The sequence below is a fragment of the Pseudomonas serbica genome (assembly GCF_028823535.1).
GTDB lineage: Bacteria > Pseudomonadota > Gammaproteobacteria > Pseudomonadales > Pseudomonadaceae > Aquipseudomonas > Aquipseudomonas serbica.
In genome coordinates this window covers 1-203 of the sequence record NZ_JAQIYM010000086.1, presented here as the reverse complement: position 1 = coordinate 203, position 203 = coordinate 1, and the positions used below count along the sequence as shown (strand labels likewise).

1 protein-coding gene is annotated in these 203 nt (G+C 57.6%); it reads left to right on the top strand.

Features of this window, described 5'->3' with window-relative positions; genetic code table 11:
* On the top strand, nucleotides 1-203 hold a 203-nt coding region (locus NQL71_RS29860; protein WP_274643812.1), incomplete at both ends, for an RHS repeat-associated core domain-containing protein.

Sequence of the window (203 nt, the reverse complement as noted above, 5' to 3'; positions counted from 1 at the left end):
CAGATTGGTACGCCGTTGGAGATGACCGACGCGCACGGGAGCATAGTCTGGCAGGCGACGTACAAGGCGTGGGGTTCGGTTGAAAGGCTGGCGGTCAATGATGTCGAGCAGAACCTGCGGTTTCAGGGGCAGTATTTTGACGATGAGACGGGGCTGCACTACAACACGTTTCGGTATTACGATCCGGAGGTGGGGCGGTTTGT